We start from the raw sequence: 23,068 nt of genomic DNA, 5'->3' as shown, positions 1-23,068 counted from the left end.
TCATGGAGGATCTGACGCCCAGGCAAATAGTGGCTGAGCTCGATAAATATATCGTGGGACAGGAAGAGGCCAAGCGGGCCGTGGCCATAGCCCTGCGCAACCGCTACCGGAGGAGCCTCTTGCCGCCGGAGCTACGAGACGAGGTTATGCCCAAGAACATCCTCATGATAGGTCCCACCGGGGTGGGTAAGACGGAGATAGCCCGCCGCCTGGCCCGGCTGGTGAGGGCTCCTTTCGTCAAGGTGGAAGCCACCAAATTTACCGAGATAGGTTACGTGGGCCGGGACGTCGAAGCCATGGTGCGAGATTTGGTGGAGACGGCGGTGCGCATGGTTAAGCAGGAAAAGATGGCGGCGGTGGAGGACAAGGCCCAGGAGCTGGCCATAGAGCGGCTGGTGGAGATCCTGGTTCCTGCCCCGGCAGCGCCTGCCCGCAACCCTCTGGAGTTGCTCTTCGGCTACTCCCGCCCGGCGGAGGGGATGGGGGCAGAGGAGAGGAGGGCGGCGGAGGAGCTGGCTTACCGGCGGCAGGTGGTGCGGGAGCGGCTGCTGCGGGGAGAGCTGGAGGACGAGTACGTGGAGATCGAAGTGGAGGACCGGAGCACCCCCTTCCTGGAAATCTTCTCGGCAGCCGGGGTGGAGGAGATGGGGATCAACCTCCAGGACTTCATGGGTAACCTCTTCCCTCCTCGGAAAAAGAGAAGGAGGGTGAAGGTTAAGGAGGCGCGGCGCTACTTGGCCCAGCAAGAGGCAGCCAAGCTCATCGACATGGAGGAAGTCACCGCCGAGGCCATAAAGCGGGCGGAGGAGCACGGCATCATCTTCATCGACGAGATAGACAAGATAGCCGGCAAAGAGATAGGGCCGGGGCCCGATGTCTCCCGCGCAGGTGTCCAGCGCGACATTCTACCCATTGTAGAGGGCTCCACCGTGCCGACCAAGTACGGTCCGGTAAAGACCGATCACATCCTGTTCATAGCGGCCGGGGCTTTCCACATGGCCAAGCCCTCCGACCTCATACCCGAGCTGCAGGGGCGCTTCCCCATCCGAGTGGAGCTCAAGCCCCTCACGCGGGAGGACTTCCTTCAGATCCTCACCGAGCCGGCCAACGCTCTCATCCGCCAGTACCAGGCCTTGCTGGCCACCGAGGGGGTGAAGCTGGAGTTTACCCCCGACGCCTTGCAGGCTGTAGCGGACATCGCCTATACGGTGAACGAGCAGACGGAAAACATAGGGGCGCGGCGCCTGCATACGGTAATGGAGAAACTTATAGAGGACATTTCCTTCGCAGCCCCGGAGATGAAAGGGCAGGAAATAGTTATAGATGCCGATTACGTGCGCCGAAAACTGGAGCCCATAGTCAAGCGGGAGGACCTGAGCCGCTACATCTTGTGAGCTTGCGCCCCCCAAAGCGGCATGGTAAAATGGGGTTTGGCGTTCTGCCAGGTTTTAAAACGCACGTCGCTTGACTTGCGGGAGGGTGCCGCTTCTTCGAAGAGCGGTTTCCCGGAGGGATGAAAGCGGCGGAGGAAAAACCAACGGGGGAAGGAGGTGGAAAAGTGGCCATAGTTACGATGAAGCAGTTGCTCGAGGCGGGCGTGCACTTCGGACACCAGACCAGGCGCTGGAACCCCAAGATGGCCCCCTACATCTTCACCGACCGCAACGGGATCTACATCATCGACCTGCAGAAGACCCTGAAGAAGCTGGAGGAGGCCTACTACTTCGTTCGCGACCTGGCTGCCCAGGGAGGGACCATCCTCTTCGTGGGCACCAAGCGGCAGGCGCAGCAGACCATCGAAGAAGAGGCCACCCGTTGCGGTATGTTCTTCGTCAACCAGCGGTGGCTGGGGGGCATGCTTACCAACTTCCAGACCATAAAGAGGCGCATCGAGCGCCTGCGGGAGCTGGAGGAGATGGAGGCCAACGGCGAGATAGATCTCAGGCCCCGCAAGGAGGCCATGCGCCTGCGCAAGGAAAAGGAGAAGCTGGAAAAGTACTTCCGCGGGGTTAAGAACATGCACTCGCTCCCCTCGGCCCTGTTTGTGGTGGACCCGCGCAAAGAGAAGATAGCTGTGGCGGAGGCCCGCAAGAAGGGCATCCCCATAGTCGCCATCGTGGACACCAACTGCGACCCGGACGAGATCGACTACGTCATCCCGGGTAACGACGACGCCATCCGGGCCATCCGGCTCATAACCAGCAAGATAGCGGACGCCGTGATCGAGGGGCGAGAAGGAGTAGTGGCAGAGCCCGCTCCGGAAGAGGCGGAAGAAGAAATAGTAGGCTAAAAGGAGGGGGGCTTGGCCCCCTCTATCTGTTTAAACTCGCAACTTTACGGGAAAAGGAGGTTTCGAGGTTTTGACGGAGATTCCGGCCAAGCTAGTGAAAGAGTTGCGCGAGCGCACGGGTGCGGGCATGATGGACTGCAAAAAGGCCCTCATGGAAACGGGAGGGGACATAGAAAAGGCCATAATCTATCTCCGGGAAAAAGGCCTGGCGGCGGCCGCCAAGCGGGCGGGAAGGGTAGCCGCCGAAGGGGTGATCACGGCTTACATCCACCCCGGCAACCGGGTGGGGGTACTGGTGGAAGTTAACTGCGAGACCGATTTTGTGGCCCGCACCGAGGAGTTCAGGCAGTTTGCCCACGACATAGCCCTCCAGATAGCGGCGGCCAAGCCGGAGTACGTGGCGCGGGAAGACGTTCCTCCGGAAGTAGTGGAGCGGGAAAAGGAGATCTTGCGGGCTCAGGCCCGTAACGAGGGCAAGCCGGAGCACGTCATCGAAAAGATGGTGGAGGGGCGCCTGGAGAAATTCTTTAAAGAAGTCTGTCTTCTGGAGCAGCCCTTCATCAAGAACCCGGAGATAACCGTGCGCGACCTCCTGAATGAGCTTATAGCCAAGATAGGGGAAAACATAGTGATCAGGCGCTTTACCCGGTATGAGCTCGGGGAAGGGCTCAAGGGCTAGGAGCTGAGCCAGGAATGGCAACTAAGCCCAAATACCGCCGGATAGTAATAAAGGTAAGCGGGGAGGCACTGGCGGGAGAGCAGGGTTACGGGATCGACCCGGCGGTGGTCTCCTTCGTAGCGCGCGAAATCCAGCAGGTGAAGCAGGAGTTTAACGTGGAGATAGCCATAGTGGTAGGCGGAGGCAACATCTGGCGGGGCTTGGCTGGTGCCGCTCGGGGCATGGACCGAGCCACGGCCGACTACATGGGGATGCTGGCCACAGTTATCAACGCCCTGGCTCTCCAGGACGCCCTGGAAAAGCTAGGGGTGGAAACCCGGGTACAGACGGCCATCGAAATGCGGGCAGTGGCCGAGCCCTATATCCGACGCCGCGCTATTCGTCACCTGGAGAAAGGGCGGGTGGTCATATTTGCCGCCGGAACGGGCAGCCCCTACTTTTCCACCGACACCACGGCAGCTCTGCGGGCGGCGGAGATCGAGGCGGAAGCCATTTTAATGGCCAAGCGGGGTGTGGACGGCGTTTACGATGACGATCCCCGCCGCAACCCCCGGGCGCGCAAGTTTGAGTACCTCACCTTTATGGAAATGCTCAACCTGGGCTTGGGGGTTATGGACGCCACGGCGGCTTCCCTCTGCATGGAAAACAAGCTGCCCGTCATAGTCTTCAACGTCCAGGAAGCGGGCGGCATCCGCAGGATCCTTCTGGGAGAGAAGGTCGGGACCTTCATAGGGGGTGAAGAGGGGTGCAGGAAACCCTTGAGCGTGCCGAACTCTCCATGAAGAAGGCCGTGGAGCATTTTAAAAAGGACCTGGCAGCCATAAGGACCGGGCGGGCCTCGCCTGCCCTACTGGAGAAGGTAATGGTGGACTACTACGGGGTTCCCACCCCGGTAAACCAGCTGGCCACCATCACCGCCCCGGAGCCCCGTTTGTTGGTGATTCAGCCTTGGGACCGATCGATCATTAACGAAATCGAAAAGGCCATCCTCAAGTCCGACCTGGGGCTAACCCCTAGTAACGATGGGCAGGTAATCCGTCTGGTCTTGCCGCAGCTCACTCAGGAGCGGAGAGAAGAGTTGGTACGCGTGGCGCGCAAGCGGGCGGAGGAGGCCCGGGTAGCCATCCGCAACATCCGCCGCGAGGCCAACGACGAACTCAAGGAGAAGCAGAAAAAAGAAAACGTTTCAGAAGACGAGATAAAGAGGCTCCAGGGAGAAGTGCAGAAGCTCACCGAGAAATATATTAAGGAAGTGGATAACCTCCTGGCGGCCAAGGAAAAGGAGATCATGGAAGTTTAAAATGTTGACCGAAGTGCTTGGCTGGCCGCTGGCGGAAGCAAAGGAGCGGCTGGAGGCGCAGGGCTGGCAGATTACGGTTCGTTCTACCCTGGCTCCCCGGGCGGAAGACCGAGGGGAAGCTAGAGTGGTGCGGGTAAAGGTTACAGGACCCCAGCAGGCAGAGTTGACGGTGGTCTACGTGCCGCACCGCCCCTGCCCCCTCTGCGAGGAGGAAAGCGAGTCTTAATGCCCAATCCGGTAAAGCGACAGTCAGGGGGGAATCTGGAAGAACTGCCCCGGAATGAAAAAGAGCTTTTGGCTCTCATACGGCCGGAGGCCCTGCCCCGGCATGTGGCCGTTATCATGGACGGCAACGGGCGCTGGGCCGCGCAGAGGGGTCTTCCGCGCTCCGCCGGCCACCGGGCGGGAATTGAGACCTTGAGACGAATAGTGGAGCTTTGCGGTGAGTTGGGCATTCCTATCCTTTCGGCCTACGCCTTTTCCACCGAGAACTGGCGTCGCCCTCCGGAAGAGGTAAACTTTCTCATGAACCTCTTCATAGAGTATGCTACCCGCGAGATCGAGGAGCTGCGAAAGAAAGGAGTAAAGGTGAAGGTGATAGGGTGCCGCTCGGAGCTACCGCCGGCGGTGCTAGCAGCGGCCGAGCGGCTGGAGAGGGAGACGGCGCTGGGAGAGCGCCTCCTGCTCAATCTGGCGGTCAACTACGGTGCCCGCAGAGAAATAGTGGACGCGGTACGTGCCATCGCTCGCAAGGTTCGTGCAGGGGAATTAGATCCGGAGGAAATCGACGAGGACACGGTGGCGGCCCACCTTTACACGGCGGGGCTGCCCGATCCCGACCTGCTCATCCGGCCTGCCGGGGAGATGCGAGTCAGCAATTTTCTCCTCTGGCAGCTGGCCTACACGGAGCTTTATGTAACGCCGGTCTTCTGGCCCGACTTCAGCAGAGAGGATTTCCTGCAGGCCCTGGTGGCCTACCAGCGCCGGGAGCGGCGCTTCGGGGGCCTGAAAATGGGTTGAGGTACGGAGGAGTTAGATGCCTCTGCCGCGGGAACTCAGCTTGCGCGTCTTGAGCGCGGTTCTGGGAGCTCCGCTCATCCTGCTTCTGGGGTGGTGGGGTGGATGGCCTTTTTTTCTTTTCCTGACCCTGCTTTACCTGCTGGGCCTGCGGGAGATGGCGCTGCTTTTGAGAATACCTCCGCTTTGGCCGTGGATTAACTCCATTTTCTTCATCTGGGCGGCCCAACTGGGGAGACCGAATTATGAACTTGCCGTCTTGCCCGCGGCCATATGCACCGCCTTAGCCCTGGTATTCCTTTTCCCTCGCTTCTCTCCTTGGGAGGCAGCAGCTACCCTTTTCTCCTGCACTTATCTTTCTTTACTGCTTTTCCCTTTCTTTCTTCGCTCCTTGCCTAACGGCTGGTTCTGGCTCCTTTTTCTTTTGTTAATCACCTGGACTTTCGACACGGTGGCCTACTTCACCGGCCGCCTCTGGGGCAGGCGCCGCCTGGTTGCGCAACTCAGTCCCGGCAAGACGGTGGAAGGGTCGGTGGGAGGGCTTCTGGCCAGCGGGGGCCTTTCTTTGCTCTTTGCCCCTTGGCTCGGTCTTTCCCCTTTGAGCCTCTTTCTCTTAGGCTTGGGGGTAGGGGGAGCGGCGCAGCTTGGCGATCTCGTCCTTTCGGCCGTGAAGCGGGCCAGCAATAAAAAGGACGCCGGCAGCCTCATACCGGGGCACGGTGGCGTTCTCGACCGCTTTGACAGCTTGTGCCTTTCCGCCCCCTTGGTATATTACTTCGCCTACTGGCATTTGGGGGGGTAGGGCCTTGCCCGAGTGGTGGCGGCGCCTGTGGCTAGCGGCGAGCAGCGTGGTAGCGGGAGCCATCCTGGTGGCAGCTACCCTCTGGCTTTTGCGCTACCTTCTCCCCGTTTCTCTACCCTTCCTCATCGGCGCGGTTTTGGCCCTGTTCCTCGAGCCTTTGGTCCGGCCCCTGGAGCGCCGCCTGCCCCGGGGGGTAGCCGTCTTTCTCGCCATACTTTTCTTCCTTTTGTTCCTGGGGCTGGTATTCACCTTGCTGGGGGTTTATCTGGCGGTGGAGTTAGGGGATTTGGCCGGCAGCATTCCAGCTTACGCCCTGGAAGCGCAAGACAAACTTTTTCGGTGGTTTAACTGGCTGCGGGAGCGCTACGGGACCCTTCCTCCGGAGGCGGCCCGCTACCTAGAAATGGCCTTAAACACTTTGGCGGCCAGCGCCCAGAAGTGGGCTGCCTCGCTGGCCACCTCTCTCATTTCCTTCTTCGGCGCCATCCCCGGTTTCTTCCTCATAGTCTTCGTGAGCTTCCTAGCCACCTACTTCATCGGGCGCGACCGCTACTTGCTGGAGAGCTGGTGGCAACGCCTCTGGCCCCAACCCTGGGGGGAAACCTCTTTAAATCTCTTGCGGCGCACCTCCACTGCCTTCTGGGGATACCTCAAGGCCCAGTTCTTCCTCGTTTCCCTGACAGCGCTGGTGACCACCGTGGGGCTCTGGTTGAGCGGCGTCAAGTACGCTCTGACCTTGGGGCTCCTAACCGGTCTTCTAGACCTCCTACCCGTTTTAGGGCCGAGCACCCTTTTCTTACCTTGGATCGCTTACTCTTTCTTCAGCGGGTCTGTTCCCTTGGGCATCAAGTTATCTCTAGTTTACGGCTCTACCTTTGTCTTGAGGCAGTTGCTGGAGGCCAGGGTGGTGGCTTTCACTTTGGGGGCTCATCCCTTGGCAGTGCTCTTCGGCATGTACGCGGGCTTGAAGCTCATCGGCCCCGGGGGGCTGGTGCTGGGTCCCGTCGCGGTCATCGTAATCCAGGCTCTCTACCGAGCTTGGCAGGCTTCCCGCGACTGAAAGTTGGCGAGGGGGTAAAATCTTGTGCGCGAGTTGGTGATTTTAGGAAGTACCGGGTCCATAGGCAGGCAGGCTCTGGAAGTGGTGCAACTCTTCCCGGGAAGCTTCCGGGTGAAGGGTTTGGCAGCAGGGAGGAACTGGAAGCTTTTGCGGGAGCAGGTGCTCTCCTTTCGCCCCGAAGCGGTGGCCCTGGCCAGCGCGGAGGAGGCGCGGTTACTGGCGGAGTCGCTTCCCTCTGAGTCCCGCCCGTCCATCTTTTGGGGGGAGGAAGGGCTTGAGCACCTGGCTTCCTGGCCGGGAGCGGATACGGTGCTGGTGGCGGTTACAGGAGCGGTAGGCTGGAAGCCCACCCTGGCGGCCATAAGAGCTGGTAAAAGAGTAGCTCTGGCCAACAAAGAAACCTTGGTGGTAGCCGGGGAGATTGTGGTGCGGGAGGCCCAGAAGAGGGGTACGCTCATTCTACCGGTGGACAGCGAGCACGCTGCCATATGGCAGTGCTTGGAAGGAAGGAAAGGGGTGAAGAGGATAGTCCTCACGGCTTCTGGGGGGCCTTTCCGGGAATATTCCTTGGAAGAGCTGACTAAGGTTCGGCCGGCGGAGGCGCTACGCCACCCCACCTGGCGCATGGGCCCCAAGATAACGGTGGACTCGGCCACCCTCATGAACAAGGGATTGGAGGTCATCGAGGCCCATTGGCTCTTCGGCTTGGAGTATGATAAGATTAAGGTACTAATTCACCCCCAGAGCATCGTGCATGGCCTGGTAGAGTTCATCGACGGAGCCTGGCTGGGAGCCATGAGTGTGACCGATATGCGCTTGCCCATCCTCTATGCCCTTAGTTACCCCGAGAGGATGGCCACCGAGCTTTTCCCCCTGGATTTGGCCCGGGTGGGGACCTTAACCTTCGCCGAGCCCGATTGCGAGCGTTTTCCCTGCCTCAGTCTGGCTATAGAGGCGGGAAAGATCGGCGGAACCATGCCGGCGGTACTCAACGCTGCCAACGAAGTGGCGGTGGCGGCTTTTCTAGAAGAAAGGCTTCCCTTCCTGGGTATCCCAGCGGTGGTGGAAAAAGTGATGAGGCGCCACCAGGTGGTCAAGGAACTCTCCTTGGAGGCCATCGAAGAGGCCGATGCCTGGGCGCGTAAGGAAGCGGAGGCGCTGATAAAGCAGTGGGAATAGTCTTAACTGCCCTAGCGGTGATTTTTGTTTTCGGGCTCATCATCTTTATCCACGAGGCAGGGCACTTTTTGGCCGCCCGCCTGGTGGGGATAGGTGTTTACGAGTTCAGCTTGGGCTTCGGTCCCCGGCTGGGAGGGTTTAAGCGCCACAAGACCGAGTACAGCTTGCGCCTGGTGCCCCTAGGCGGGTATGTCCGGCTGGTGGGGATGGACCCGGAGGACAAAGAGCGGGAAGCTCCCTACAGCTTCGCCCGCAAGCCGGTCTGGAGCCGTATGCTGGTGATCCTGGCAGGACCCTTCATGAACTTTTTCCTGGCCGTGCTCCTGCTGGCCATAGTCTTTCTCTGGCAGGGTATACCGGTAGCCACCACCCGCATCGCCGAGGTCCTACCCCACTACCCAGCGGCAGCGGCGGGGTTCAAGCCCGGGGATCGCATTGTGGCCATAGACGGGCAACCGGTCAACTCCTGGAAGGAGATAGCCAGGATCATTGGACGCGGTCCCTCCCAGGAGCGAACCATCACGGTGGAAAGGGACGGTAAGCTTACCGACCTGGTGGTAAGCCCGCAGCCGGACGAAACAGGCAAGAATAAGATCGGTATCGTGCCGGTGGTGGTGAACGAGCGCCCGGGTTTGCTGGGGTCTTTGAAGCAGGGCATCGTGGCGACGGCCAACATGATAAAGCTCATCCTCCTCTTCCTGGGGCATCTCCTCCTGCACCAGGCCCCGGCCGACATAGGCGGTCCGGTGCGCATAGCAGTGGAGACGGGCAAGGTGGCCCAGATGGGGCTTTCTCCCCTGCTCCAGTTCACCGCCTTTTTGAGCATCAACGTGGGCTTTTTCAATCTCCTTCCCATACCGGCCCTCGACGGAGCTCGCTTCCTCTTCCTCTTCTGGGAAGGAGTGACCCGGCGTCCCCTCGATCCCAAGAAGGAAAATCTGATTCACCTGGTGGGTTTCGCCCTGCTCCTCTTCCTCATCGTGGTCATCACCTACCGTGATCTGTTGCACCTGACCGGAGGGATGGGGAAGTGAGGCGGCCCACTCGTCCGGTGTTTTTGGGCAAGATCCAGATCGGCGGCGGGGCGCCGGTGGTGGTTCAGTCCATGACCAAAACCCCTACTCAGGACGTCGAGCGCACGGTGGCCCAGATCCGCTCGTTGGAGGAGGCCGGCTGCGAAGTGGTCCGGGTGGCAGTGCCGGATTTAGAAGCGGCCCGGGCCCTCGAGAAGATAAAGGCGCGAGTTTCGCTCCCCCTGGTCGCCGATGTTCATTTCGATTACCGCCTGGCCCTGGCGGCTCTGGGAGCCGGAGCCGACGGGTTACGACTAAACCCAGGAAACATAGGGGATAAAGCAAAGATTGAGAAGGTGGTGGACAAGGCGCGGGAGCGCCGGGTCCCCATAAGGATAGGGGTAAACGCCGGCTCGCTGGAAAAGGACCTTTACGCCAAGTACGGGGGAGTGACGGCGGAGGCTCTGGTGGAAAGCGCCTTGCGCCACGTGCGCCTGCTGGAGGAGATGGACTTTCGCTTGATAAAGGTTTCCGTCAAGGCCTCCGATGTCCCCTTGACGGTCCAGGCCTACCGGCTTTTGAGTCAGAAGGTGGACTATCCTCTGCACGTGGGGATAACCGAGGCGGGTCCCGGGAACCGGGGGCTCATAAAGTCAGCCGTGGGAATAGGAATCCTGTTGGCAGAAGGGATAGGGGATACCATCCGCGTTTCCCTAACCGGCGATCCTTGTCTGGAGGTCTGGGCTGCTTGGGAGATCCTCAAGGTTTTGGGACTCAGGAAGCGGGGGATAGAGCTCATTTCCTGTCCCACCTGCGGGCGTTGCGAGATAGACGTGCTTGCCATAGCCACCGAGGTAGACCGGCGGCTTCGCCGGGTGACGGCACCCATAAAGGTGGCGGTAATGGGGTGCGCGGTCAACGGGCCGGGGGAAGCGCGGGAGGCCGATGTGGGCCTAGCCGGGGGGCGAGGCTGGGGGGTTATTTTCCGACACGGCCGCTTGGTGAAGAAGGTGCCGGCCGAGCGACTGGTAGAGGAACTCCTAGAAACCATCAAAGAAATGGGCATAGAAGGAGTAGAATGAAAGGGGGATGGACCAAGCTTTGCGGTTGAGCACTTGGCTTGTGCCGACCTTAAGGGAAGTGCCGGCCGAAGCGGAGGTGGCCAGCCACCGGCTTTTGCTGCGGGCGGGCTTCATCCGCAAGGTGGCGGCCGGTATCTATACGCTGCTCCCTTTGGGAAAGCGCGTATGTAGCAAGATTGAGAACATCGTTCGCGAGGAAATGAACCGAGCCGGCGGGCAGGAAATCTTGATGCCCATCCTTCAGCCAGCGGAGCTCTGGCACCGCTCGGGTCGCTGGGAAGTGTACGGACCTGAGCTTTTCCGCCTGAAGGATCGCCACGGGCGCGACTTCTGCCTCGGCCCCACCCACGAAGAGATGATAACTGCTCTGGTAGCTGCCGAGGTTCGCTCCTACAAGCAACTCCCCCTGCTCCTCTACCAGATAGGGAACAAGTACCGGGATGAGCGGCGTCCCCGCTTCGGGCTCTTGCGGGGGAGGGAGTTCATAATGAAGGACCTTTACTCTTTCGATCGGGACTGGGCCGGACTGGAAGAGAGCTACCGGAAGATGTACGAGGCTTATACCCGGATTTTTACCCGCGTGGGGCTCAACTTCCGGGCCGTGGAGGCGGATACGGGAGCCATAGGGGGGAGCGTGAGCCACGAGTTCATGGCCTTGGCTGAAGCGGGGGAGGCGGTGGTGGTCTACTGCCCCGACACAACCTGCGGCTACGCGGCCAACGTGGAGAAGGCGGAGAGCCTATCTTCCCTGGAGGAAATCGGGGAAGAAGGGCCGATAGAGCTGGTGGTCACACCGGGAGTGCGCTCGGCCGAGGAGGTGGCCGCTTTCCTGGGGCTTCCCGTCAAGCAGATAATCAAAACCCTCATCTACCGCACAGAAAAAGGCCTGGTGGCGGCTCTGGTGCGGGGTGACCGGGAAGTTAACGAGGTCAAGTTGCAGAACCACCTAGGGGTGCTGGAGCTCGAGTTGGCCGGCGAAGACCTGGTGGAAGAAGCTACGGGAGCGCCACCCGGCTTTGCCGGTCCCATAGGGCTCTCCCTGCCCTTAGTGGTAGACCGGGAGGTACTCCACGTGAAGGCGGGAGCGGTGGGGGCTAACCGACCGGATGCCCACTACATCAATGTCCTGCCAGGCCGGGACTTCCCCGTGCAAGACGTGGCCGACATCCGCCAGGTGAGTGAGGGGGATCCCTGCCCCCGCTGCGGTCGGCCCTTGCTGAGCGTGCGCGGCATAGAGGTAGGGCAGATATTCCAGTTGGGCGACAAGTACAGCCGGGCTCTCAACGCCTACTACTTGGACGAGAGAGGGGAGAAGCGCCCCATCATCATGGGGTGTTATGGCATAGGAATAACCCGCACCATGGCGGCGGTGGTGGAGCAGCACCACGACGAAGAGGGAATTATTTGGCCTGTGGCGGTGGCTCCCTTCCAGGTGCTGGTGTTACCCGTCAACTACGAGGAAGCACCCCAGCGGGAGCTGGCCGAGGAGATCTACAACCTCCTGCGAGAAAAGGGGATAGAGGTGCTGTTGGACGACCGCGAGGAGCGGCCAGGAGTGAAGTTCAAGGACGCCGACCTGGTGGGCTATCCCCTGCGGATCACGGTGGGCAGGCACGCGGCGGAGGGCAAGGTAGAACTCAAGCTCCGGCGCACGGGGGAAAACTGGCTCGTGAGCAAGGGCGAGGTCTTGGAGAAGGTTACGGCTTTCCTGGAGGGGAAGGAATTTTGTACCGGCTGACGGTTAAGGGTTCTTTCTCCGCCGCCCACCGGTTGCCGGACCACCCTTCCCCCTGCAGCCGGCTGCACGGGCACAACTGGGAGGTCGCCGTGACGGTGATAGGGGAGGAGTTGGGGCCGGACGGGATGTTGCTGGATTTTGCTGTGCTCAAGCAGATCCTGCGGGAGGTACTAGCCAAGCTGGATCACCAGTACCTCAACGAGTTACCTCCCTTTGGAAAAGAGTTTCCTCCCACGGCTGAGAACCTGGCCCGGTACATTTATCACGAGGTGGCTGCCAGGCTGGCCTCCTATTCCGCCGTAACCTTGCAGGAGGTAAGGGTAGGGGAATCTCCTTCTGCCTGGGTGGTGTATACTCCTTGAGAAGCGTAGTCCTCCTCTCGGGGGGTCTGGACTCGGCCGTCTGCTTAGCCTGTGCGGTGGAGGATGGAGAGGTAGTTCTTTCCCTTACCTTCGACTACGGCCAGGCGGCGGCCAGAAGAGAGATCGAGGCAGCGTCCAAGCTCGCTCGTCATTACGGTGTACCCCACCGGGTACTGCCCCTTTCCTTCTTGCAGGAACTTTTGCCCCCGGCCATGGCCTCGGGGGAGGGGATGCCGGAACCCGAAACGAGGGAGCTGGACGACGAGGTTTTAGCCGACCAACTGGCCCGTTCGGTATGGGTTCCTAACCGGAACGCGCTTTTTTTGAGCGTAGGAGCGGCTTTTGCAGAAAGCCTGGGAGCAGAGGCTGTGGTAGCCGGCTTTAATGCGGAGGAGGCTCAGAGCTTTCCCGACAACAGCCCTCCCTTTGTAAACGCCGTGAACGAAGTCCTGCGCTACTCTACGCGGGGAAAGGTGCGGGTGATAAGCTACACCCAGCGCCTGGACAAAAGGGCCATCGTCCGGCTGGGTAAGCGCCTAGGGTTACCCTTCTCCTTTATCTGGAGCTGCTACCGGGCGGGAGAAGAGATGTGCGGCCGGTGCCCCAGTTGCCTGCGCTATTTCCGCGCCTTGCGGGAAGTCGAAGGGGAGTGAGGAGAAGCGATGCGCACCCTCTACCTGCGCGAGACCCTTACCTATGACGGTAGCCAGCTTTCTTCCCTCTGGGCCTTTCGTTATCTGGGCCTGCAGGGGGACAGTATAGTGGCCTTTCGCGGCCCCTGTCGGGTGGAAAGGGAGGCTCTAGTGGACGTAGCCGACTACCTGGCTTCTTCTGTCATCTATAGCCCGGATATGCTCCACTTTCTGGTCGAGCACTTCGAGCAGGATCTGGAAAAAGGAGTTCTTCGGCAGCGCCTGCTGGTGGTGATTGCCAAAGAGATGCTGGAGAGGAAAGGGGTCAGGCCTCTTGAACGGCGGGGGGACGACCTTTTCGCGGAAGACCGGAAGCTTTCGGTGTCGGTGGCCACTGTGACCCCTGTCTCGGTTATGATCCACTTAGGGCTTAACGTCCGGGCCGAGGGGGTGCCGGTGAAGGCGGTGGGCCTCTTAGAGTTGGGCCTCCGGGAGGAAGAGATCCGAGAGTTGGCCGAGGCCATCATGGAGGCCTACGCCGGGGAGACGAAGGGGGTGTTCCTGGCGCGGTGCAAGGTGAGGGGAGTGCCGTAGCCCTAGCCCCTTTGCGGGAGATCTTCTCCTCCGTCCAGGGAGAAGGTCCCTACGTGGGGACGCGGCACCTTTTCGTGCGCTTCGCCGGTTGCAACCTCGCCTGCCGCTACTGTGACACTCCCCGGGATACGCCTGCCACCTGCCGGGTGGAGCTGGTGGCGGGAAGGCAGCGCTTTTTTCATCTCCCTAATCCCCTTACTCCGGAAGAAGTGGTCCTGCTGGTGGTTAACCTGCTGCGGCAGTTGAGGCACGGAGCCGTGGCCTTGACGGGGGGCGAGCCTCTACTTTATCCGACTTTCTTGCGCGAGCTCCTGCCGGCCTTGCGCCAGGTCGGCTGCCGGATCTACCTGGAGACCAACGGCACCTTGCCTCACGCTTTGGAGGAAGTGGTGGATCTGGTGGACATAGTGGCTATGGATCTCAAACTTCCAAGTAGCACCGGGCTTAGGTCCTACTGGAGTGAGCACGAAGAGTTTCTGGCCAGGCTCGAAGGAAAGGAAGTCATACTCAAGGCGGTAGTCAGCCGGCAGACCTCGAAAGAGGAAGTGGAGCGAGCGGGGGAATTGGCCGAGAAGGCCAGGGCCGTGCTCGTATTGCAACCGGTAACCACCAGAGACCCCAATTCTCGCCCCTCAGGGATGAGGCTTCTGGAGATGCAGGAGTGGGCCCTGAGGAAAACCTCGGATGTGCGCCTCATCCCGCAGGTGCACAAAATTTGCGGCTGGCTTTAGGTCAGGAGGAGCGCGATGTTCGACCAAGAGAAAATCAAACAGGCGGTGCGCCTGCTTTTGGAGGCCATAGGGGAGGATCCGGAGCGTGAGGGCTTGCGCGACACGCCCGAAAGGGTAGCCCGGATGTACGCCGAAATCTTCGCCGGTTTACGCGAGGACCCGGCGGTTCACTTGGAGAAGTACTTCACCGAAAACCACGAAGAAATGGTCTTGGTGCGGGATATCCCCGTCTACTCTGTCTGCGAGCACCACCTGCTTCCCTTTTTTGGGGTGGCGCACGTGGCCTACATACCGCGGGCTGGGGTGGTAACCGGTCTTAGCAAGCTGGCCCGAGTGGTCGACGGGTTTGCCCGGCGGCCGCAGCTGCAGGAGAGGTTGACCACCCAAATAGCCGATACCATCATGGAGAAGTTAAACCCCCGCGGGGTACTGGTGGTCATCGAGGCCGAACATATGTGCATGACCATGCGGGGGGTGAAGAAGCCGGGGGCTAAGACGGTTACCTCGGCGGTAAGGGGGATCTTTCAGCAAAATGCGGCTACGCGCGCCGAAGCCCTGGCCTTGATCCGGGGTCGCGATTTCAGGCCTTGAAAGGGGGTGCGGCCGGCATGAAAACCGAGGAAGGCTCTAAACTGGTACTTATAGCTACTCGCTCCTTTAAAGCCTGCGACGAGCTTTACCGCGTGGTCGATTTTCTTAACAAGACCCTGAAGCATAAACGGATACTCTTCGGCCTTACCAAAGACAGTCAGAAGGGCGAGATGATAATCTCCATCTACGAAACTTAGACGAGGGGGAGCGGAGTGCGGATACTTCTCACCAACGATGACGGTATTTTTGCCGAGGGCCTGGGGGTTTTGCGCAAGATGCTGGAGCCCGTGGCAACCCTTTACGTGGTGGCTCCAGACCGCGAGCGTAGCGCGGCCAGCCACGCCATCACCGTCCACCGCCCCCTGCGGGTAAGGGAGGCGGGCTTCCGCAGCCCCAGGCTTAAGGGCTGGGTGGTGGACGGTACCCCGGCCGACTGTGTCAAGCTGGGCCTGGAGGTACTTTTGCCCGAGCGTCCGGATTTCTTGGTCTCGGGCATAAACTACGGGCCCAACCTGGGTACCGATGTGCTTTACTCCGGCACCGTCTCGGCGGCCATAGAGGGAGTGATTAACGGCATTCCTTCGGTGGCCGTATCTTTGGCCACGCGGCGGGAGCCGGACTACACCTGGGCTGCCCGCTTTGTCCTGGTTCTGCTGGAGGAGCTGCGAAAGCACCGGCTGCCCCCAGGAACTCTGCTCAACGTCAACGTGCCCGATGGGGCACCGCGCGGGGTCAAGGTGACCAAGCTGGGGAGCGTGCGCTACGTCAACGTAGTGGACTGCCGCACCGATCCGCGGGGCAGGGCCTACTACTGGATGGCGGGGGAACCCCTGGAGCTGGACGGCAACGATCCCGAAACCGATGTTTGGGCGGTGCGGGAAGGCTACATTTCCGTAACGCCGGTCCAGATCGACCTTACCAATTATAGCTTCCTAGAAGAGCTTAAAAAATGGCGTTTCAACGACATCTTTTCTTCTTAAACACCGGGCAGGTCCTCTTAAGAGGACCTGCCCCCATTTTCAGACCTTCTCTCCACGGGCCAGAGCCTCCTCGGCCCGCCGGATCATGGCGCGCACCATGCTCCCGCCTATCTTACCTCCCACCCGGCCACAATCTTTGGCCTTAACCTCTCCCCAGTATCCGTCCTGAATTTGCTCTTCCAGACCCAACTCGCGGGCGACTTCTGTTTTGAAGAAGTCGCGCACTTCCTGCGGGAAAATCCGCTTTCTCACGAAGAAACGGGCCATAACTTTTCACCCCCTTCGGACTATTCTTATTTTGCGCTAGCGGCGAAGCCGGCTACCGCGGAGAATTCTGCCGGCTATGGCTTGCAGGCGCGACCAGTCTTCCCGGCTGAAGACCCGGAAGAGGAGGAAGAATAAAAAAAGGAGCCAAGCGAGCTTCCCCAAAGAGAGAATAAGGCTTTCTTCCTCTCGGCTTAGGTAGAGAAAGCAGACGGAAGCGGCCAGAGTGGCCGCCAGCGGTCGAAGAACCTCCTTAGACGGCGGAAGGAAGCTGCTCAAGCGCAAAAGGTCGAAGAGGTTAAGGACAGCCATGAAGAAGTAGCCGGCGGCAAAGGCTAAAGCCGCCCCCTTGATCCCCAGGGGAGGAAGGGCGGTCAGCCAGAAAAGAAGGGCGATTTTCGCGCTAGAGGCCAGGACTAGATTGCGGAAGGGTAAGAATGGGTATCCCAGCCCCTGGAGGATGCTGGTGGTCGTCTGTTGGAGGTAGAGGAAGGGAGCTCCCAGCGCCAGGAGGCGCAGGGGAACGCCGGCCTCCGGATAGCCGAAGATCTGCTGGCAAAGCGGGGTAGCCAGCAGGTAAAGGGTGGCGGCGCTGGGGAGGCCTACGATGAGGGTGAGCCTCAAGGCGTTATAGATGCGCGAACGTAAGAGGTAGGGATCCCGGCTGGCGGCGGCTTCGGCCACCGCAGGCACGAGGGCGGTGGCCAGCGATACCGTTACGATGCTGGGAGTGTAAAGAAGCGTTTCCGCTACCCCAGCAAACTGACCGTAAAGGGCGGTGGCTTCGCTTATCGAGTGGCCGCCGGCCACCAGGCGGTGGGGAATAAGCAGAGCCTCCAAAGAGAGGAAAAGCGTGGAGGAGAGCCGGGTGAAGGTGACGGGGAGGGCAAAGCTTATTAAGGGAAAAAATTCCTTCCATAGGCCGTCCTTCCCGGAACTGACCAGCGGGAGCTGGCGGCGGAAAAGAAAAAGCAGGAAAAGGAAACCCGCCGTTTCCCCGGCCACCACCCCCAGCGAGGCGCCGCAGGAAGCGGCTGCTACCCCCGAAGGGGCCAGGCAGAAGGCCAGGGCCAGGCCGGAAAAGACGCGTACCACCTGCTCGATGATCTGGCTTGAAGCGGTAGGAGACATGTCCTGCCAGCCTTGATAAAGGCCCCTGAAAACCGAGCATAAAGAGACTATGGGGATGCTGGGCAGTAAGCAAACGAAGGGGAGATAGGCCTGGGGGTTGGTTAGTATCCGCTGGGCCATGAGGGGAGCCAGGGCAAAGGCGGCAGCGGTGACGAGCAGACTGGAAACGGCGGTGAGGAGCAGGGCCAGGCGAAAGATGCGGGCTATCCGTCCCGGGTTTCCCTGGGCTTGGGCCTCGGCCACCAGCTTGGCCACGGCGGCCGGTATGCCGGCAGAGCCGAGAACTAGGGCCATGACATAAAGGGGGAAAACCATGGAAAAAAGGCCGATTCCTTCGGCCTGCAAGATCCTTATGAGGAATATCTGGTAGATGAAGCCCAAAAGCCGGTTGAGTAGGCTGGCAAAAGTCAAAACGGCGGTGCCGGCCAGTAGGGATTGACGGGCCATCCGGTTCCTCCGCCAAGCTTCTTTTTTACCTTATGTGTATGCCCGTCTCCCCAGAGAGAATTAAAGGGTGGGCGTCAGCCGCCCACCCTTTGGAAAGGGACTTAGCGCTCGGTCGGGCGCGAGAGCTTTTCCTCGGCGTACTCAATCATGCGCTTTACCATGTTGCCGCCGACCAGACCGCATTCCCGGCTGGTCATTTCTCCCCAGCCCTCTCGGGCGATCTTGTCGGCGAGTCCTAGGTCTTCAGCCACCTCGTACTTGAACCGTTCGAGAGCGGGTTGGGCTTCCGGGACCAGGGCCTTTTTCCTCCGGCGCCCCACCAACTCACCCCTCTCGAAAGTTTTAAATGGTGGCCTGATACTAATATGTCTCCAAGGCGTCTTGGCTATTCTTCGTTTAAAATTTGGCAAAAAACTGCTGCAGGAGGAATAAAGCAGGCTCTTTCAGAGGAAAGCTAAAGAGGAGTCCGGAAGGAGGAGGTGAGCAAGGGTGGAGCGCCAAAACTGGCTGGGTGCCATCGTCCGCTTTATAGTTTCGGCCATCGTGCTCCTCATCGTTAGCTGGCTCTCGCCCGGCTTCGTGGTTCGAGGGGGCTTTCTGGGGGCGCTCATCGCCGCGGGAGTTATTGCCCTGCTCGGTTACCTGGCAGAAACCCTGCTGGGCGACCGGATATCGCCTCACAGCCGCGGCCTGGTGGGCTTCATCACGGCGGCGGTGGTCATCTACCTGGCCCAGTTCATCATTCCTGGGCTTCTGAGCGTCAGCATAATCGGGGCGCTGATTGCTGCCTTCATCATCGGTCTCATCGACGCCTTCGTGCCCACTCTGCTGCGCTAGCTTTTAAAAAGGAGGCTTATAAAACCGTAAGCAAAGACAACCTGCCTCCATAAAGGCGGGTGGATCGATCACGGCGGCCGGGTTTTGTGGGTAGAATGAAAGCAAAAACGCAGGTATCGTCAAGGGCCGCTTAAGCGGTACCTGACGGAGTCGGGACGGTAGTGCCGGTCCCCTCCGATAACGGGTTCAAAAGGGCCGTCAGGTAACCGGTGTAACCCGGCATCAGTACCTGCAAAGGGGAACGTGCCGTAAAGGAAGCCCTACACCTTAAGGTGTAGGGAGGAAGTCACGGTCTTGTCCCCCTTCGGGTGGCATAAAGATTTACCCGGGAGGGGGATTTACTTTGTTTAGAAAAGGGCTTTACCTTCTGGTTCTCACCTGCTTGTTCGGTCTCCCCTTGGCCGGTTTCTTCCTGGCAGTACAGAAGGGCTGGCTTACTTACCGGCAGTGCCTGGTCTCTTGCCTGCCCTATGTCAGGGAGCCGGGGCTTAGCCCGTCTCTTCACTTGGTTTGGGAGAGAAAAAACTGGCTGCGCTTGGTTCTGCCGCTGGGGGAGGAAACGGTTTTAGCGGTAGCTGCTCCTGCGCCCTCCCCGCCCCCAAAAAAAGAAGACGGTCGGCCGCGGCCCCTGATCATAATCTACAACACGCACACGGGGGAGGCCTACGCCCCCACCGAAGGGGTGGCACGGGTGGAGGGAGGAAGAGGAGGCGTGGTCAAGGTGGCGGCAGTACTGGCCCAGGAGCTCGAGCAGCGGGGGTTCAGGGTGCTGCGTAGCGATAAGATTCACGACACCTGCTATGCCACTTCTTACCTAGAGTCGGAGAAGACGGTGAAGGAACTCCTGGTCGCTCACCCTGAGGCGGTGGCCGTTTTCGATATCCACCGGGATTCGCGTCAGCCCCAAAATGCCCGGGTGCTGGAAATAAAGGGACAGGCAGTGGCCCACGTGCTCATCGTGGTGGGCTCAGGCGAGCGGCAACCCTTTCCCACTTGGGAGCAGAACCTGGCTTTTGCCCGGCGCGTAGCCGCCAAGGCCGACGCCATGTATCCCGGGTTGTGCCGCGGGGTAAGGGTGAAAGGGGGGAGATATAACCAGCATCTGCATCCCCGGGCGCTGCTTTTTGAGATAGGCGGAGTGGACAACACTTTGGAGGAGGCGGAGCGGGCAGCAGTCCTTTGGGCGGAGGTACTGGCGGCAGCCTTAGCGGAAGAGCTTTCTCCCTGAAGCCCGCTGGGATATAATCTAAGGGCGAGGGGGAAGGAGCGCTGTGCCGAGGGAACTCATCCGTAACTTCTGTATAATCGCCCATATCGACCACGGTAAGTCCACTTTGGCCGACCGGCTTTTGGAGTTCACCGGTGCCATCTCGCCCCGGGAGATGCGGGAGCAGCTGCTCGACCGGATGGATATCGAGCGCGAACGGGGCATTACCATCAAGGCCAAGGCGGTGCGGCTCACCTACCGGGCCCGTGACGGGCGGGAGTATCAGCTCAACCTCATCGATACTCCTGGTCATGTGGACTTTTCCTACGAGGTCTCCCGCAGCCTGGCGGCCTGCGAGGGGGCTTTGTTAGTTATAGACGCCAGTCAAGGAATAGAGGCTCAGACTTTGGCCAACGCCTACCAGGCGCTGGAATACGATCTGGTGTTGATTCCAGTCATCAACAAGATTGATCTTCCCGCCGCCGACCCGGACCGGGTAAAGGAGGAGCTGGAACGGGTACTAGGGCTGCCGGGTGAGGAGGCCCTTTTGGTTTCGGCCAAATTGGGGATAGGGATTGAAGAAGTGCTGGAGCGTGTGGTGCGGGACATTCCTCCTCCCAAAGGGGAGGATGGAGGCCCACTCAGGGCTCTGGTCTTCGACTCCCACTACGACCCTTACAAAGGAGTAGTGGCCTATGTCCGCGTAGTGGACGGCCGCCTGACGCCAGGGATGCGCATCCGCATGATGTCGACCGGGAAGGAGTTCGAAGTTACCGAGGTGGGGGTCTTCCGCCCCGAGCCCGAACCGGTGGCCTCCCTGGAGACGGGTGAAGTGGGCTTTGTAGCCGCTCAGATAAAAAATGTGAGGGACTGCCGCGTTGGGGACACCATAACCGAGGCGGGGAGGCCGGCAGCCACCCCCCTCCCCGGCTACCGCCCTGTCAAGCCCATGGTCTTCTGCGGGCTTTACCCGGTGCAGTCGGGGGATTTCGAGCGGCTGCGCGAGGCCTTGGAGAAGCTCAAGCTCAATGACGCAGCTCTTCATTGCGAACCGGAAACTTCTGCAGCTCTCGGCTTCGGCTTTCGCTGCGGCTTCTTAGGGCTTCTGCACATGGAAGTGGTGCAGGAGCGTCTGGAGAGGGAGTTCGGCCTGGAGTTGGTGACCACGGCGCCCAACGTGGTCTACCGCGTGCGCTGCCGCAACGGCCGAGTGCTGGAGGTGGATAACCCAGCTCGTATTCCGCCGGCGGGGGAGATCGAAGCCATAGAGGAGCCTTATGTGCGGGCCACCATTATGCTGCCCAAAGAGTACGTGGGAGCGGTCATGGAACTCTGTAGCGAGCGGCGCGGCATCTTCAAGAACATGGAGTACCCCAGTCAGGAAAGGGTCATCCTCACCTATGAACTTCCCCTGGCGGAGATGATGTATGACTTCTTCGACCGGCTGAAGTCGGTGACGCGGGGGTACGCCTCCCTGGACTACGAGTTTATCGGCTACCGTGAAGGGGATCTGGTGCGCCTGGACATCCTGGTGGCGGGGGAGATGGTAGACGCGCTTTCTACCATCGTGCACCGGGACCGGGCTTACTACCGGGGGCGCCAGCTGGTGCAGAAACTGAAGGAGCTCATCCCTCGGCACCTGTTTGAGATCGCTATCCAGGCGGCCATAGGGGGGCGGGTGATCGCCCGCGAGACCATAAAGCCTTTACGCAAGGACGTGCTGGCCAAGTGCTACGGGGGAGACGTCACCCGGAAAAAGAAGCTTCTAGAGAAGCAAAAGGAGGGGAAGAAGCGGCTCAAGCAAGTGGGGACGGTGGAAATACCGCAAGAAGCCTTCTTGGCCGTGTTGCGGGTAGACGAGTGATGAGTGTGGCCGGAATTTATCTGCATGTGCCTTTCTGCCGCCGCAAGTGCTCTTACTGCGACTTCGTTTCCTACCCCTACCGGGAAGAGGCGGCGCTCGAGTATTTAAGCGGTCTTAAGAGAGAGGTGCTTTTATGGCGGGAGGTTTACGGCTACCGGCTGAAGGTTTCTACCCTCTATCTGGGGGGAGGAACCCCCACCTGCCTGCCGCCTAAGCTCCTGGAGGAAATTTTTAACATTATACACCGGAGTTTTTCTATTCTTCCCCGGGCGGAAGTAACGGTGGAGGCCAACCCGGAGACCCTCACCCCGGAGCTGGTCAGTAGCTTGGTGGCATGGGGAGTGAACCGTTTAAGCATAGGGATGCAGGCGTTCAAGCCTGAACACTTAAGGCTTCTGGGGCGCGGGCATACTTTTGCCGAAGTGGTGGAAAGCGTGAAGGCCTGCCGCCGCGCCGGCCTGGAAAACCTTAATCTGGATCTCATTTACGGCCTGCCGGGCCAGACGCTGGCGGAGTGGCGGGCGACTTTGCGGGCGGCTGTGGCTCTTGAACCCACGCACCTCTCGGCTTACGCCTTGGAACTGGAGGAGCATACCCCTCTCGGGGAAAGAGTGGCTAGAGGTGAGCTTTCTCCCTGTGAAGAGGAGACGGTGCGGGAGATGTACCTGGAGACCATAGATTTCCTGGAGGAGCGGGGGTACCGGCACTACGAAATTTCTAACTTTGCCCTGCCGGGGAAGGAGTGCCGGCACAACCTGGGCTACTGGCGTCTTTCCCCTTACCTGGGCCTGGGACCGGCGGCGCACAGTTTCTTAGAAGGGAAGCGCTGGGCCAATGCCTCCGACCTCGCCACCTACCTCCGCCTGTTGGAGGAGGGGAGGAGGCCGGTGGTGGAGGTGCTGGAGGTCGGCCGGAGGGAAGCCATGGCCGAGGCCATGTTTCTGGGTCTACGTCTGCGCCGGGGGGTGCATCGCTCCTGGTTTGCCGCTCGTTTCGGCTCCACTCTGGAGGAGGCCTATGGGCCGGTCCTGGAGAGGCTCGTGAAGCAGGGGTTGCTGGAATATGACGGGGGATGGGTTCGCCTCACCCCTACGGCCTTGCCGGTGGCTAACCAGGTTTTTGCGGCCTTCGTGTGAAGTTCGAGGGCGTACAATTTCAGTAGGTGACGGAGGAGACTCATGAAGGAGGAGACCTCGCCCCTCGCGGACAATTTTCATGGACTGAAAGGAGGAGCGAGGTCTCATGCACAATCAACCTATTTCAGACAT

Annotated in this window: 27 protein-coding genes; 24 read left to right on the top strand and 3 right to left on the bottom strand. The window is 60.2% G+C overall.

The genetic code is table 11. The features are described from left to right. Positions 1-2 precede the first annotated feature (2 nt). From hslU to surE, 20 genes are all read left to right on the top strand, one after another. A complete protein-coding gene (hslU, locus tag DXX99_RS07470; protein WP_115792877.1) occupies positions 3-1,394 on the top strand; it encodes an ATP-dependent protease ATPase subunit HslU in 1,392 nt (463 codons plus the stop codon). Between the two features lie 179 nt (positions 1,395-1,573). After that, positions 1,574-2,290 carry a 30S ribosomal protein S2 gene (gene rpsB, locus DXX99_RS07465; protein WP_476692343.1) on the top strand — a complete coding sequence of 239 codons (717 nt, stop codon included), beginning with the start codon at positions 1,574-1,576 and terminating at the stop codon, positions 2,288-2,290. A 70-nt stretch (positions 2,291-2,360) separates the two neighbouring features. After that, positions 2,361-2,969 carry a translation elongation factor Ts gene (tsf, locus tag DXX99_RS07460; RefSeq protein ID WP_115792876.1) on the top strand — a complete coding sequence of 203 codons (609 nt, stop codon included), beginning with the start codon at positions 2,361-2,363 and terminating at the stop codon, positions 2,967-2,969. Between the two features lie 14 nt (positions 2,970-2,983). Further along, entirely contained in the window at positions 2,984-3,751 is a 768-nt protein-coding gene (pyrH, locus tag DXX99_RS07455) for a UMP kinase (RefSeq protein ID WP_115792875.1), read from the top strand. After that, positions 3,715-4,269 (top strand): ribosome recycling factor, encoded by a 555-nt coding sequence (gene frr, locus DXX99_RS07450; RefSeq protein WP_115792874.1) that lies wholly within the window; start codon positions 3,715-3,717, stop codon positions 4,267-4,269. Before pyrH ends, frr begins: the two co-directional genes overlap by 37 nt. A 1-nt stretch (position 4,270) precedes the next feature. Continuing rightward, the gene (locus DXX99_RS07445) at positions 4,271-4,495 is read left to right on the top strand and encodes a hypothetical protein (protein WP_115792873.1); all 225 of its coding nucleotides are present in this window, start codon (positions 4,271-4,273) and stop codon (positions 4,493-4,495) included. Beyond that, positions 4,495-5,289: an isoprenyl transferase gene (locus DXX99_RS07440; RefSeq protein ID WP_115792872.1), complete on the top strand. Its 795-nt coding sequence runs from the start codon at positions 4,495-4,497 to the stop codon at positions 5,287-5,289. Before DXX99_RS07445 ends, DXX99_RS07440 begins: the two co-directional genes overlap by 1 nt. A 16-nt stretch (positions 5,290-5,305) precedes the next feature. Further along, positions 5,306-6,088 carry a phosphatidate cytidylyltransferase gene (locus tag DXX99_RS07435; protein ID WP_115792871.1) on the top strand — a complete coding sequence of 261 codons (783 nt, stop codon included), beginning with the start codon at positions 5,306-5,308 and terminating at the stop codon, positions 6,086-6,088. Between the two features lie 4 nt (positions 6,089-6,092). Continuing rightward, positions 6,093-7,148, top strand: coding sequence for a sporulation integral membrane protein YtvI (gene ytvI / locus DXX99_RS07430; RefSeq protein WP_165847768.1), 1,056 nt, complete (start codon positions 6,093-6,095; stop codon positions 7,146-7,148). 24 nt (positions 7,149-7,172) lie between these two features. Next, a complete protein-coding gene (locus DXX99_RS07425) occupies positions 7,173-8,327 on the top strand; it encodes a 1-deoxy-D-xylulose-5-phosphate reductoisomerase (protein ID WP_115792869.1) in 1,155 nt (384 codons plus the stop codon). Continuing rightward, positions 8,318-9,361, top strand: a complete 1,044-nt coding sequence (rseP, locus tag DXX99_RS07420) for an RIP metalloprotease RseP (protein ID WP_115792868.1) — start codon at positions 8,318-8,320, stop codon at positions 9,359-9,361. Before DXX99_RS07425 ends, rseP begins: the two co-directional genes overlap by 10 nt. Then, positions 9,358-10,422 (top strand): flavodoxin-dependent (E)-4-hydroxy-3-methylbut-2-enyl-diphosphate synthase, encoded by a 1,065-nt coding sequence (gene ispG / locus DXX99_RS07415; RefSeq protein WP_115792867.1) that lies wholly within the window; start codon positions 9,358-9,360, stop codon positions 10,420-10,422. The genes rseP and ispG overlap by 4 nt, the downstream gene beginning before the upstream one ends. Before the next feature lie 19 nt (positions 10,423-10,441). Then, positions 10,442-12,160 (top strand): proline--tRNA ligase, encoded by a 1,719-nt coding sequence (locus tag DXX99_RS07410; protein ID WP_115792916.1) that lies wholly within the window; start codon positions 10,442-10,444, stop codon positions 12,158-12,160. After that, complete coding sequence (queD, locus tag DXX99_RS07405) at positions 12,148-12,522, top strand: 6-carboxytetrahydropterin synthase QueD (RefSeq protein ID WP_115792866.1); 375 nt, start codon at positions 12,148-12,150, stop codon at positions 12,520-12,522. The genes DXX99_RS07410 and queD overlap by 13 nt, the downstream gene beginning before the upstream one ends. Then, on the top strand, positions 12,519-13,175 hold the full coding sequence (queC, locus tag DXX99_RS07400; RefSeq protein WP_115792865.1) for a 7-cyano-7-deazaguanine synthase QueC: 657 nt from the start codon (positions 12,519-12,521) through the stop codon (positions 13,173-13,175). The genes queD and queC overlap by 4 nt, the downstream gene beginning before the upstream one ends. Before the next feature lie 9 nt (positions 13,176-13,184). Next, positions 13,185-13,748 (top strand): DUF366 family protein, encoded by a 564-nt coding sequence (locus DXX99_RS07395; protein WP_115792864.1) that lies wholly within the window; start codon positions 13,185-13,187, stop codon positions 13,746-13,748. Beyond that, positions 13,724-14,479, top strand: coding sequence for a 7-carboxy-7-deazaguanine synthase QueE (locus DXX99_RS07390; protein ID WP_115792863.1), 756 nt, complete (start codon positions 13,724-13,726; stop codon positions 14,477-14,479). The genes DXX99_RS07395 and DXX99_RS07390 overlap by 25 nt, the downstream gene beginning before the upstream one ends. Positions 14,480-14,494: 15 nt before the next feature. Beyond that, positions 14,495-15,070, top strand: a complete 576-nt coding sequence (gene folE / locus DXX99_RS07385; RefSeq protein ID WP_115792862.1) for a GTP cyclohydrolase I FolE — start codon at positions 14,495-14,497, stop codon at positions 15,068-15,070. Between the two features lie 17 nt (positions 15,071-15,087). Beyond that, complete coding sequence (locus DXX99_RS07380) at positions 15,088-15,267, top strand: YpmA family protein (RefSeq protein WP_115792861.1); 180 nt, start codon at positions 15,088-15,090, stop codon at positions 15,265-15,267. 15 nt (positions 15,268-15,282) lie between these two features. After that, positions 15,283-16,050, top strand: coding sequence for a 5'/3'-nucleotidase SurE (gene surE / locus DXX99_RS07375; protein ID WP_115792860.1), 768 nt, complete (start codon positions 15,283-15,285; stop codon positions 16,048-16,050). A 39-nt stretch (positions 16,051-16,089) separates the two neighbouring features. On the opposite strand, the gene DXX99_RS07370 is transcribed toward surE, so the two are convergent. From DXX99_RS07370 to DXX99_RS07360, 3 genes are all read right to left on the bottom strand, one after another. Beyond that, positions 16,090-16,317 carry an alpha/beta-type small acid-soluble spore protein gene (locus DXX99_RS07370; RefSeq protein ID WP_115792859.1) on the bottom strand — a complete coding sequence of 76 codons (228 nt, stop codon included), beginning with the start codon at positions 16,315-16,317 and terminating at the stop codon, positions 16,090-16,092. A gap of 36 nt (positions 16,318-16,353) precedes the next feature. Beyond that, complete coding sequence (gene spoVB, locus DXX99_RS07365) at positions 16,354-17,892, bottom strand: stage V sporulation protein B (RefSeq protein WP_115792858.1); 1,539 nt, start codon at positions 17,890-17,892, stop codon at positions 16,354-16,356. Between the two features lie 101 nt (positions 17,893-17,993). After that, entirely contained in the window at positions 17,994-18,212 is a 219-nt protein-coding gene (locus DXX99_RS07360) for an alpha/beta-type small acid-soluble spore protein (RefSeq protein ID WP_015738625.1), read from the bottom strand. 169 nt (positions 18,213-18,381) lie between these two features. On the opposite strand from DXX99_RS07360, the gene DXX99_RS07355 reads away from it, so the two are divergent. The 4 genes from DXX99_RS07355 (at position 18,382) to hemW (ending at position 22,936) form a co-directional block, all read left to right on the top strand. Further along, on the top strand, positions 18,382-18,729 hold the full coding sequence (locus tag DXX99_RS07355) for a phage holin family protein (protein WP_115792857.1): 348 nt from the start codon (positions 18,382-18,384) through the stop codon (positions 18,727-18,729). Positions 18,730-19,072: 343 nt separating this feature from the next. Continuing rightward, on the top strand, positions 19,073-19,957 hold the full coding sequence (spoIIP, locus tag DXX99_RS07350) for a stage II sporulation protein P (protein ID WP_165847767.1): 885 nt from the start codon (positions 19,073-19,075) through the stop codon (positions 19,955-19,957). Between the two features lie 43 nt (positions 19,958-20,000). Further along, positions 20,001-21,800, top strand: coding sequence for a translation elongation factor 4 (gene lepA, locus DXX99_RS07345; RefSeq protein WP_115792855.1), 1,800 nt, complete (start codon positions 20,001-20,003; stop codon positions 21,798-21,800). Next, positions 21,800-22,936 (top strand): radical SAM family heme chaperone HemW, encoded by a 1,137-nt coding sequence (gene hemW / locus DXX99_RS07340; protein ID WP_115792854.1) that lies wholly within the window; start codon positions 21,800-21,802, stop codon positions 22,934-22,936. The genes lepA and hemW overlap by 1 nt, the downstream gene beginning before the upstream one ends. The last annotated feature ends 132 nt before the right edge of the window (positions 22,937-23,068 follow it).

The organism is Ammonifex thiophilus (assembly GCF_003368535.1).
Classification (GTDB): domain Bacteria; phylum Bacillota; class Desulfotomaculia; order Desulfotomaculales; family Ammonificaceae; genus Ammonifex; species Ammonifex thiophilus.
Note: the sequence above shows the minus strand (reverse complement) of the source record. Positions and strands in the feature narration are given on the sequence as shown.